Here is a 12,698-nt window from a genome sequence, read left to right on the forward strand (position 1 = left end):
ATGTATCAAGCAGTATTGTTTGATTTAGATGGCACCTTAATCGACAGTGCGGATGATTTAGGTGCTGCGCTTAACTTTGTGTTGGCCAAACATAATAAACCGACGGTAAGTGCAGAAACATATCGTACGCAGGCCTCTAACGGTACGCTTGCATTACTCAAACTTGGTTTTGGTGATGAATGGCGACATTTCTCAAACGACGAACAAACACATTTAAAAGAAGCGTTTCTTACTTATTACGCGAACAATTTATGGTGTAAAAGCCGTTTTTACCAAGGTATTGTGCCACTAATTACGTTTTTAGATGAGCACGCAGTTCCTTGGTCGATTGTGACAAATAAACCAAAGCACTTAACTAACCCCCTTGTTGCGCAAATCACACAATTTGCAAACTGCAAAAATATTGTATCGGGTGACACACTTGAGCGGGCCAAGCCCTACCCTGATCCTTTGCTTTACAGCTGTGAATTAATGAAGGTTGATCCTAGGTGTTGCATCTATGTCGGTGACGATGAGCGCGATATCATTGCTGGCAAATCTGCGGGGATGAAAACAGCTTCGGCGCTTTGGGGATATTTAAATGGCAACCCTGTTTCAAGCTGGCAATCTGACTTTAGCTTTACCAACGCCTGCTCACTGCTTAACCATATATCTAGTTACTATGGTAAAAAATAACCACTAGATATAGTGGTTATTTTAATCTCGGACCCAAAAACAATACCTTGTGAATTTGCAACAAATAAATTTTAAATATTTTTTTTTATCGTATTTTTTTCGTTGTTTTTTCACATAGACTAAACACACTTTACTTAACAAGTTAGTGGATGCTAACAGACTAGTTAGTAAAAAATTGATCACAAATTATCTCGCTTTTCTAGGCCTTGAAAAAAGACGCATACCCCTCTATCTTGTGATCATCTGTGATGGCGACACCATATCTAGTAGCTAAGCGAAAAACGAGCACTAGTGGTAATTTCGCCTGAGCCGTGCGCTTAAATAATAGGACAAAAGTCCAGTTTAATATTTCGACATAATAAAAATTTTTTGCTCGTTTGAAGGAAATTGCAGGCATAACTATGAACCAAGAGCTTTCAGTCAGTAAACGTGACGGTCGCAAGGAACCGCTTGACCTAGACAAAATTCACCGCGTTATTGCATGGGCAGCAGAAGGCCTAAATAACGTATCTGTATCGCAAGTAGAACTAAAATCACACATTCAGTTTTACGACGGTATCCGTACAGAAGATATTCACGAAACCATTATCAAAGCTGCTGCTGATCTAATTTCGAAAGAAACACCAGATTATCAGTACCTTGCTGCGCGTTTGGCAATTTTCCATTTGCGTAAGAAAGCCTATGGTAAATTTGAGCCACCGAAACTATATGATCATATGGTTAAGATGGTTGAAATGAACAAGTATGATCCACATCTACTTGCCGACTATAGCCTGCAGGAAATCGAAGAGCTTGACGCATATATTGATCATTCTCGTGATCTTACCTTCAGCTATGCTGCCGTTAAGCAGTTAGAAGGTAAATACCTTGTGCAAAACCGTGTTACCGGTGAGATTTATGAAAGCGCGCAGTTCCTTTATATTTTAGTTGCAGCATGTTTATTCTCAAAATATCCGAAAGACACGCGTTTAGACTATGTAAAACGTTTTTATGACGCGACATCGACGTTTAAGATCTCATTACCAACGCCAATTATGGCGGGTGTGCGTACCCCTACACGTCAATTCAGTTCATGCGTACTGATTGAATGTGACGATAGTCTAGATTCAATTAATGCAACGTCATCGTCGATTGTAAAATACGTAAGCCAACGTGCTGGTATTGGTATTAATGCTGGTCGAATTCGCGCATTAGGTAGCCCAATTCGCAGCGGTGAAGCATTCCACACTGGCTGTATTCCTTTCTACAAGCACTTCCAAACGGCAGTTAAAAGCTGTTCACAAGGCGGTGTACGTGGTGGCGCGGCAACCCTATTCTACCCGTTATGGCACTTAGAAGTTGAAAACCTACTGGTGCTTAAAAACAACCGTGGTGTTGATGACAACCGTGTTCGTCACTTAGATTACGGCGTTCAGTTTAACAAAGTAATGTATTCGCGTTTAATTAAAGACGATTACATCACGCTGTTTAGCCCGTCAGATGTGCCTGGTCTTTACGATGCATTCTTTGAAGATCAAGATGAGTTCGAGCGCTTATACGTACAATACGAACAAGATGAATCAATTCGTAAAAAACGTATTAAAGCGATTGAATTATTCTCTATGTTTGCCCAAGAGCGTGCAAGCACAGGTCGTATTTACCTACAAAACGTAGACCACACAAATACACATAGCCCGTTTGATTCAAAAGTAGCACCAATTCGTCAGTCTAACTTGTGTTTAGAAATTGCGCTTCCTACTAAGCCGTTAAAACACGTAATGGACGAAGAAGGTGAAATTGCACTGTGTACGCTTTCTGCGTTCAACCTAGGTGCGATTAAATCACTTGATGAATTAGACGAATTAGCAGAACTTGCTGTACGTGCACTAGATAACTTACTAGATTATCAAGATTACCCTGTACCGGCTGCATATAACGCAACTATGGGTCGTCGTACGTTAGGTATTGGTGTAATTAACTACGCTTATTACCTTGCGAAAAACGGTGTTAAGTATTCAGACGGTTCAGCAAACGCGTTAACTCACCGTACATTTGAGGCAATTCAATATTACTTAATGAAAGCGTCAAATGAACTTGCTAAAGAAAAAGGCGCATGTCCTAAGTTTAACGAAACAACGTACGCAAAAGGCATTATGCCAATTGATACCTACAAGAAAGATCTTGATGCGGTATGTAATGAGCAATTGCACCTTGATTGGGATGGCCTACGTGACAGCATTGTTAAACACGGTATGCGTAACTCAACGTTATCTGCGTTAATGCCGTCAGAAACGTCATCGCAAATCTCTAACGCAACCAATGGTATTGAGCCACCGCGTGGACACATCAGTGTTAAAGCGAGTAAAGACGGTATCTTAAAGCAAGTAGTACCAGAGTACGAGCGCTTGCAAGATGCGTACGAGTTACTTTGGGATATTCCAAGCAACGATGGTTACTTGCAATTGGTGGGTATTATGCAGAAATTTATCGACCAAACCATTTCTGCTAACACAAATTATGATCCAAATAAGTTTGAAGGCGGTAAAGTTCCAATGAAGCTATTGCTTAAGGATTTACTAACTGCATACAAACTTGGTGTTAAAACACTTTACTACCACAACACCCGTGATGGTGCATCGGATTCTCAGGACGAGCTTAAGCCAGAGCCTGAAGATGATGGCTGTGCAGGCGGCGCGTGTAAGATCTAAATCCCAGCGGGCAAAGTATACACTCTTTGCCCGCTAGTTTGTTTTCTCTAGAGTTAATAATAATATGTCGTATTCAACATTTAGTCGCGAGCATAATGACCAACTAAAAGAACCAATGTTCTTTGGACAAACTGTTAATGTTTCGCGCTATGATCAACAAAAGCATCCTATTTTTGAAAAGCTAATTGAAAAGCAACTTTCGTTCTTCTGGCGTCCTGAAGAAGTTGACGTAAGCAAAGACCGCATCGACTTCGAGGGTTTACCAGAGCACGAAAAGCACATTTTCTTGAGTAACTTAAAATACCAAACACTACTTGATAGTGTACAAGGTCGTTCACCAAATGTTGCGTTACTCCCTATCGTATCAATTCCAGAACTTGAAACTTGGATTGAAACGTGGGCGTTCAGTGAAACAATTCACAGCCGTTCGTACACCCACATTATTCGCAATGTAACAAAACAGCCAGAACTGATTTTTGACGACATTGTTACCAATGAAAAAATTGCAGAGCGCGCAGAAGAAGTGACGCGTTACTATGATGAACTAATCAGCTTAACGACGATTTACAACGAATACGGTGAAGGCAAACACCAAATTAACGGTGAAGAAGTAAAGATCAATCTATTCGATCTTAAAAAGAAACTGTATCTTTGCATCATGTCAGTAAACATTTTAGAAGCAATCCGCTTCTATGTTAGTTTTGCTTGCTCGTTTGCGTTTGCAGAACGTGAATTGATGGAAGGTAATGCGAAAATCATCAAGCTTATCGCACGTGATGAAGCGCTTCACTTATCGGGCACACAGCACATTCTAAACATTATGCAAGAAGGTGATGACGACCCTGAAATGGCCATTGTTGCAGCGCAATGCCGCGAAGAATCGATTGCAATGTTCACCAAGGCAGCAGAGCAAGAAAAAGAATGGGCAGAATACTTATTCAAAGACGGCTCAATGATTGGCTTAAACAAAGACATTCTTTGCCAGTATGTTGAATACATTACAAATGTACGTATGGCAGCCGTTGGTTTACCAACTGTATTTGAAACCAGCTCAAACCCAATTCCTTGGATCAACGCGTGGTTAGTTTCAGATAACGTACAGGTAGCACCACAAGAAGCTGAAATTAGTTCTTACCTTGTCGGTCAAATTGATTCAGAAGTAAATGCTTCTGACTTTGGTGACTTTGATCTTTGATGAGCAAAGTTACTGTTGTAAATACTGATCAGAGTCTTGAATTCGACTCTGATCAGCCAAATCTACTCACCTTCTTAGAAAAAAATAAAATCCAAACACAATTTCACTGCCGTGAAGGGTTTTGCGGTGCCTGCCGCTGTAAGCTAGTCAGTGGCAAGGTCGACTACCAACAGGAACCATTGGCATTTGTTCGTAAAGGTGAGATTTTATTGTGTTGCGCCACGCCACTTGAAGATATCGAAATAGACATTCCAAAGTTTTAAAGCTGCCTACTCCTCTTTCTGTATTTCGCCGTAATAATTCCGTAATTAGAAACAATTAATATATGTAATGATATAACAATTTATTTATTTGTACGTGCGATGATGTTACAGTATCACATAACACGTATTTTTTTAATCTTACTGAAGTATTCGTTATGAAAAAATCTCTCATTAGCTTGGCAGTGCTAAGCGTAGTATTCCCTCTTAGCTCACACGCTGCACAGATTTCAGGACAATTAACTGATAATTCAGGCAAGCCAATTACTGGTGTTGCAGTGCATGTTCATGGTAAAGAAAAAACTGTTACAACCAACAGTGAAGGTCAATATCAAATTGAACTGGATGCTGATAGCCAGCTACATTTCAGTAAAGATGGTTTTCTAGACAAACGCATTAGCGTTAAAAACCAAGCGCAAACAATCAATTTTGTACTAGAAAAATCATCAATTGAAGCAATCACTGTATATGCTTCAGCGCTTCACAAAAGTAACCTTGAGATGGCCTCTCCTGTAGCAGTGCTTGCAGGAGACGAGCTCAAAGATAAATCATCTAATACACTCGGTGAAACCCTAAATAGACTACCGGGTGTTAGCCAAACATATTTTAGTTCTGTCGCGTCTTCACCTGTTATTCGAGGTTTAGATGGCCCACGTGTACGCGTTATGCAAAATGGTTTAGAAAGTAGTGATGCATCGCGCGTTGGCCCTGATCACGCAAACACCAACGAAACATTAAGCGCAGAACAAATTGAAGTACTGCGTGGACCAGCAACATTGCTGTATGGTTCAGGAGCAATTGGCGGTGTAGTGAATGTGGTCGATGGCCGTATTCCGACAACTAACTACGAGTCGTTAGAAGGTGCTGTTGAATATAAACACGATACCGTTAACGAAGGCAATACAGCAGCATTTGTACTAAATGGTGGTGATAATGGCTTTAATTTCCATCTCGATGGTTTAAAACGTAAAACTGAAGACACCGAAGTGCCAAAGTTTGAAGCGCATCACGAAGAGCACGAAGAAGAGCATGAAGGCGAAGACCACGCAGATGAGCATGACGAAGAAGTATTAGATTCAATTGAAAACAGTTTTATTGACACAACTGCATTCAATTTAGGCACAAGCTATGTGAACGAACACCTAGTTGTAGGGGTTTCTTATGGCAAGATTGAATCAGACTACGGTATTCCGGGCCACTCTCATGCACACCACGACCATGATCATGGACATGAACACGAAGAAGAAGACCATGGGCATGAAGATGAGCACGAAGAACATGGCGATGTATTCGCTCGATTAACTCAAGACCGTTATCAAGCGCGTTTTACATACAGCCTACATGATTCTATGATTGAGCGTTTTGATGTGAAACTTGGTTATACTGATTACCGCCACGCCGAAATCGAAGAAGGCATGGAAGGCACTGTATTTACCAACGAATCGAAAGAATTACGTGCAACTGCTGAACATAACCTATTAGGTTGGCACGGTGTCGTAGGTTACCACTACTATGATTCGGATTACGGTGCTGATGGTGCAGAAGCATTTACCCCACACAGCGATACAACACAGCATGCACTTTTCGTATTGGAAGAAAAAACGTTTGGCGATTTTCGCGTTGAGTTGGGTGGTCGTTTTGAAAATACAGAAATCGATGCACCAGAAATTCACCTTGGTCATGACGAACACGACCATGAAACGCATGGTGATGAAGATCATCACGGTGAAGAATACGCATACATTGGTGAATTCGATAGCGTAAGTTTATCTGCAGGCTCTATCTGGAATTTCAAAGAAGGTCATTCGGTAGCGCTTTCTCTTGGTCATTCAGAACGTGCGCCAAGTGCAGCTGAGCTACTATCAAATGGTCTGCATATTGCAACAAGCACATATGATCTTGGTCTAGGCTATGAAATTGAAGACGGTGAAATTCATTTTGAGCCTGAAAACATTGAAAGCGAAACATCAAATAATATCGACCTAACGCTACGTAAGTTCAATGGCGATTTTGGCTATACCATAAACGCTTTTTATAATCAGATTGATAACTTCTATTTCCAGCAAGATACAGGGTTGGTAATTGATGCACACCATGACGAAATGCTTTCTATGGACGAGTATTTATCGCATGGTCACGATGCAGATGAAGCAACACGTGTTTTCCAATATCAATATGCAGATGTTGATTTGTACGGTATTGAGTTTGATGTTCACTATCAAGTAAATAATCAACTGCTAGTAAAATTAATTGGTGATCATATTCGCAACGATGTTAAAGACTCATCGGAATATTTACCGCGTTTCCCGCAAAATAAATTAGGTTTTGAAGCTGAATATGACTGGCATGCATTGCAAGTAAACTTTGCTGCTACGCATTACTTTGAGCAAGACAAGTTAGGCGCACACGAAACTCACACCGACAGCTACACATTATTTGATGTATCTGCGAAGTATAATCTTGATGTGTTAAACACTGATTCGTTTGTATTTGCAAAAGTGCAAAATATTACAGACGAACTTGCTTTCAGCCATACTTCGTTTATTAAAGATATCGCACCATTACCAGGTCGTAACGTACAGTTAGGCCTACGCGTTTATTTCTAATACCCGAGAAAATACCAACAAAAAGGGCGTATTAACACGCCCTTTTTTATTGTCTACCTGTAGTAACATACCGAGAAATCATCAATATAAACGTCATCAAATGGCATGTTGCCATATCACAAAGGGTTATTGTTTAGCCTGTTAGCCGCTAAATCAATGATAGTTATCTGAAACATTCCTACAATCTGCTAAAATTCTATTAAATTTATAATAAAACCCTACCTGAGGCTTTTGTGAAAATAACAACACATCTTGTATCACTCGCAGCGCTTTGTCTTTCAACAACGGTTTCTGCAAAAACACATTTCTCTGACTTTAGTGTGAGTTACTTAAACGGTAATAACTATGAAGTAGGCGACAATAAAAAACAAATCGTAACGCTAGAACACTTTGCGGTTACAAGCTGGGGAGACAGCTTTACTTTTGTTGACCGTTTGGAGTCTGACAATGGTGATAAAGAAACCTACGGCGAATTTTCGCCACGCTTTAAAATCACCGACTTTGAAAACAATCCCGTTAAAGCACTTTACGTTGCCACTACAATTGAGTACGGCACGTTTTCATCCCATGATGGTTTTGGTTCAAGCTTAACAAACTACTTATACGGCGTAGGTGCTGGGTTTGATGTGCCCTACTTTGATTTTTTCAATGTAAACCTATACTACCGTAACAATGAGCATGGTGATAATAACTACCAAACAACCGTTACATGGGGTTTACCAATCGGACCGCTTTATTATGATGGTTTTATTGATTATGCAACAAGCAGAGACAACAGCGACGCACAGATGAATTTCACGTCGCAGCTAAAATATGATGTTGCCCCGCATTTAAATATCGATTCAAAATTATACCTAGGTATCGAATACGTTTATTGGCTTGATAAATTTGGTATACGTGGTGTTGACGAAAACAATGTTAATTTACTAGTTAAGTATCATTTTTAAACTAAAAAGCCCTGCATATTTGCAGGGCTTTTTATTATCACACGATAAACTTAAATGCTTACGCGCTTGTAATCACGATATTCAGGTAACCAGTAGTTCTTTTCAATTAGGCTCGCTAATTTTTCATCTGAAATCTCAAGCGCCACACCTTGTTCAATGGCTTTTTTCGCAACGTTAAACGCAATCTTTTTAGAAAGCGATTCAACTTTAGTTAGCGGCGGCAACAAGCTACCTTCGCCTGTATTTGCTCTTGGCGATTCTGCGGCAAGGGTTTCACTTGCCACCATTAACATTTCGTCGGTAATACGCTTGGCACCCACTGCAACTACACCTAGGCCAATGCCTGGGAAAATATAGCTATTGTTACATTGTGGAATAATGTGCTCTTTGCCATTAAAGGTAACTGGTTCAAATGGGCTACCCGTTGCCACTATTGCCTCACCGTTGGTCCACGCAATCACGTCTTCAGGCATCGCTTCAACTTGTTTGATTGGGTTACTTAACGGGAAGATAATCGGCTGCTGACTACCTTGGTGCATTGCCTTAATTACCTGCTCAGTAAATAGACCCGGTTGACCCGATACACCAATTAAAATATTTGGTTTTGCGCAGTTCATTACATCGAGCAAAGATGCATAATCGCCGCTGTAATTCCAATCGCTAATGGCGTCTTTTTTCTGTGTTAATACTTGTTGGAAGTCACGTAAATCACCCATACCTTCGGTTAATAAACCAAAACGGTCAACCATAAAGATTTGCGAACGCGCCTGCGCTTCACTAATACCTTCACTTACCATTTGCGCAATAATTTGCTCGGCAATCCCACAACCCGCAGAACCGGCGCCAACAAATACCACTTTTTGTGCAGATAGCGCTTCACCTTTAACACGACACGCAGCCAATAATGAACCTACGGTAACCGAAGCTGTGCCTTGAATATCATCGTTAAAGCTACAAATGCGGTCACGGTAACGTTGTAATAACGGCATTGCGTTTGGTTGTGCAAAGTCTTCAAACTGCAACATAACATTTGGCCAACGGCGTTTAACTGCGTTAATAAATAGCTCTAAAAACTCGTCGTATTGTTCTTGCGAAATACGCTTATGACGACGCCCCATATACATAGGATCATCCAGTAGCGCTTGGTTATTCGTACCCACATCAAGCATTACCGGTAATGTATACGCTGGGCTAATGCCGCCTACTGCGGTATAAAGTGATAATTTACCAATAGGAATACCCATACCACCAATACCTTGGTCACCTAAACCAAGAATACGCTCACCGTCAGTAACTACGATTACTTTTACTTTACCTTTGGTGGCGTTACGTAAAATATCATCGATACTATGGCGGTCTTCATACGAAATAAATAGACCGCGGTGTTTACGATAAATATCAGAAAAACGCTCACACGCCTCACCTACCGTTGGGGTATAAATAATCGGCATCATTTCTTCTAAGTGATCACGTACTAAACGGAAGAACAAGGTCTCGTTAGTGTCGTGAATGGCACGTAAGTAAATGTGCTTATTTAAGTTATTGGTGAAGCTTTTGTACTGCTGATAACAACGCTCAACTTGTTCTTCGATTGATTCAAAAATTGGCGGCAATAAACCCGCTAAGTTAAACTGTTCGCGTTCGCGCTGGCTAAAAGCACTGCCTTTATTTAATAGTGGTGTTTCAATTAGCGTCGGCCCAGCATAAGGGATGTACAAATAATTTTTATGTGTGTGTTCTGTCATTGTATTCTTGGTGGTGTGTTGTAATAGCTTTAATTATTAGACTAAAGTTTAAAAATGCAAAACTATAAGATAAATAACGAATAATTGAAAACATTATCTAAGTAGCAACACGTTAAAGCAATGATTCTTGCCTCAAATTAACCAAGTTTAACGTATTGCTATCAATCTATTTACTTTGCCGCAGGTTATTGTCCGAGTGCAATGCCCTCACGGCGCGGATCCGCAGCACCGATAAGTTTATTACCCTCAATCATTACCGCGTGAATACCCGAATTTAAATCGCGAATAACGACTTTGTGGCCGCGTGCTTCAAGCGCTGCTTTGTAACGTGTTACGTCACTGCCTTTTTCAAGTGTCGTTACGCGGTTACGGTTAGTAATGTTGGCAAGCTCTATCGCCTGTTGTGGCGTTAAACCAAAATCAAGTACGCCAACAAGTGCTTTGACTACATAATTGATAATGCGTGAACCACCCGGCGAACCGATAACCATTTTTAAACTACCGTCATGATTAAACACCATAACCGGCGACATAGAAGAACGCGGACGCTTATTTGGCTCAACACGATTTGCCACAGGTTTACCGTCAATCTTAGGATTAAAGGTAAAATCAGTAAGTTGGTTATTAAGCAGGTAACCATTCACCATTAACGCTGAGCCAAAACCCATTTCAATTGATGTTGTCATTGAAACCGCATTACCCGCGCTATCTACAATTGACACATGAGACGTTGATGGTTGCTCGTAATTAATCTGCGCGACAGACCAATCTTGTGAAAATTCGCCAGGTTGCGCCGTGCCCATGTCTTTTTCACCAATTAGTTTACTACGCTCTTGTAGATAATTTTTATCCAACATTTGCGCGACAGGTACGTCGATAAAGTCAGGATCAGCAATATAGTGATCACGATCCGCAAACGCTAGACGTGATGCCTGAGTAAACGCATGAATTGATTCAAGTTCCCACGATGTATTAAGTGGTGCTTTAGTGTTTTCAAGTAACGCCATAATTTGCAGTACCGTAATGCCACCGGAACTCGGCGGCGCCATAGAGCACACTTTATATGTTCTATACGGTGCACATACGGGCTTTCGCTCAACACTTTTATAATTGGCTAGATCTTGAAGGCTGATTTTGCCTGGCGCAATGGATGAATTTGTTACGGTTTCAACAAGTTGCTTTGCATTTTCACCTTGATAAAACGCGTCGATGCCGTTTTTAGCAATCGCTTTATATAAGTTCGCTAGCTTTACATTAGTTTTAACTGTGCCAGCCTTTAGCGCGGCGCCATTTGGCATAAAGTAATCTTTGGTGCCGTCAATTAATGCAACCCCAGGGTTTATTTGCAGACTGACCAGTTTTTCAAGTCGCGGTGATACCACAAAGCCTTCTTGCGCCAATTGTATCGCGTCAGTAAATAATGTATGCCATGGCAATTTACCATAACGACTGTGCGCTTTTTCTAGCGCAGCTAGCGCGCCAGGCACTCCCACTGAACGTCCACCTACAACCGCATTAATCCAGCGAATTGGTTTACCATTTTCATCTAAAAACAAAGATTCACTCGCATTCGCTGGCGCAGTTTCACGTCCATCAAAGCTAGTTAAATGACTATTAGCGTTATCGTAATGCATCAGAAACAACCCGCCGCCAATACCAGACGATTGAGGTTCTACTAATGTTAGTACTAATTGCACAGCAATTGCGGCATCAACGGCGCTTCCACCTTTAGCCAAAATTGCATGACCTGCTTTTACCGCATAGGGGTTAGCAGCCGCAACCATAAACTTATCAGCAACAACTTGTTGTTTTTTAGTAAAGCCGGTATTTGCTTCTGGTTCACCAACGATTGTGGCGCCAACATTGAATGAGAATAAGCTCGATGCGATAAGTATTTGTGAGAGTGTCTGTTTTAATGTTTTCATAATTAAGCAAATCTATTATTTGTGATAATCTTACAGACATTTGATATTGATTAACACAGATAGCGAATGTTAAATCTTCCAACCGATAAACGTTATATCACTGCCCCGCTTGTTCTGATTTTTGCCGCGATAATTATTTTTGCAACGCCGCTCAGTGAATTATTTGAATACAACCGAAGCCTATTTTCTCATGGTGAGTACTGGCGACTTGTTACTGCTCATTTTAGTCACTCAAATAGCTACCATTTAATGTTAAACCTAGCAGGCGTTGCGCTCATCTGGGCGTTACACGGTGAATATTATGATATTAAAAAATACGCATTGGCACTTCTGTTACTTGCGCTCTACACTGGCGGTGGGCTTTATATTTTTTATCCTGAAAATACACTTTATAATGGGTTAAGTGGTGTTTTACATGGTTTAATCATTGTTGGTGCGTTAATTGACTGCCAAAAAGGTATGAAAACGGGTTTTCTTTTGTTCATTGGTGTTTGGTTAAAAATCGCTTGGGAGCAATATGCTGGCGCAAGTGCGGAATTAGGACAACTAATTAACGCACGGGTGGCAACCGAAGCACACTTGATTGGTGCAATATCCGGTATTTTTGTTTATGCGAAATTAAATCGTCACGCACTTCGTGAAAATATCACCCAATAAA

At 40.7% G+C, this 12,698-nt stretch carries 9 protein-coding genes; 7 read left to right on the forward strand and 2 right to left on the reverse strand.

The features are described from left to right. The 6 genes from PSPO_RS07340 (at position 1) to PSPO_RS07370 (ending at position 8,370) form a co-directional block, all read left to right on the forward strand. Complete coding sequence (locus PSPO_RS07340) at positions 1-675, forward strand: HAD family hydrolase (RefSeq protein WP_010560081.1); 675 nt, start codon at positions 1-3, stop codon at positions 673-675. A 401-nt stretch (positions 676-1,076) separates the two neighbouring features. Beyond that, positions 1,077-3,362, forward strand: coding sequence for a class 1a ribonucleoside-diphosphate reductase subunit alpha (nrdA, locus tag PSPO_RS07350; protein WP_010560079.1), 2,286 nt, complete (start codon positions 1,077-1,079; stop codon positions 3,360-3,362). Between the two features lie 64 nt (positions 3,363-3,426). Further along, on the forward strand, positions 3,427-4,557 hold the full coding sequence (nrdB, locus tag PSPO_RS07355; protein WP_010560078.1) for a class Ia ribonucleoside-diphosphate reductase subunit beta: 1,131 nt from the start codon (positions 3,427-3,429) through the stop codon (positions 4,555-4,557). Beyond that, positions 4,557-4,820: a class I ribonucleotide reductase maintenance protein YfaE gene (gene yfaE / locus PSPO_RS07360; protein WP_010560077.1), complete on the forward strand. Its 264-nt coding sequence runs from the start codon at positions 4,557-4,559 to the stop codon at positions 4,818-4,820. The genes nrdB and yfaE overlap by 1 nt, the downstream gene beginning before the upstream one ends. A gap of 155 nt (positions 4,821-4,975) precedes the next feature. Next, positions 4,976-7,423 (forward strand): TonB-dependent receptor, encoded by a 2,448-nt coding sequence (locus PSPO_RS07365; RefSeq protein ID WP_010560076.1) that lies wholly within the window; start codon positions 4,976-4,978, stop codon positions 7,421-7,423. A gap of 233 nt (positions 7,424-7,656) precedes the next feature. Further along, positions 7,657-8,370: a hypothetical protein gene (locus PSPO_RS07370; RefSeq protein ID WP_010560075.1), complete on the forward strand. Its 714-nt coding sequence runs from the start codon at positions 7,657-7,659 to the stop codon at positions 8,368-8,370. Between the two features lie 50 nt (positions 8,371-8,420). On the opposite strand, the gene PSPO_RS07375 is transcribed toward PSPO_RS07370, so the two are convergent. Both PSPO_RS07375 and ggt read right to left on the reverse strand, forming a co-directional pair. Beyond that, positions 8,421-10,115, reverse strand: a complete 1,695-nt coding sequence (locus PSPO_RS07375) for an NAD-dependent malic enzyme (RefSeq protein ID WP_010560074.1) — start codon at positions 10,113-10,115, stop codon at positions 8,421-8,423. Between the two features lie 185 nt (positions 10,116-10,300). Beyond that, the gene (gene ggt, locus PSPO_RS07380) at positions 10,301-12,040 is read right to left on the reverse strand and encodes a gamma-glutamyltransferase (RefSeq protein ID WP_010560073.1); all 1,740 of its coding nucleotides are present in this window, start codon (positions 12,038-12,040) and stop codon (positions 10,301-10,303) included. 66 nt (positions 12,041-12,106) lie between these two features. Here ggt and rrtA point away from each other — a divergent pair, with 66 nt between their 5' ends. After that, the gene (gene rrtA, locus PSPO_RS07385) at positions 12,107-12,697 is read left to right on the forward strand and encodes a rhombosortase (RefSeq protein ID WP_010560072.1); all 591 of its coding nucleotides are present in this window, start codon (positions 12,107-12,109) and stop codon (positions 12,695-12,697) included. The last annotated feature ends 1 nt before the right edge of the window (position 12,698 follow it).

The sequence above is a fragment of the Pseudoalteromonas spongiae UST010723-006 genome, assembly GCF_000238255.3.
GTDB classification, from domain to species: Bacteria; Pseudomonadota; Gammaproteobacteria; order Enterobacterales; family Alteromonadaceae; genus Pseudoalteromonas; species Pseudoalteromonas spongiae.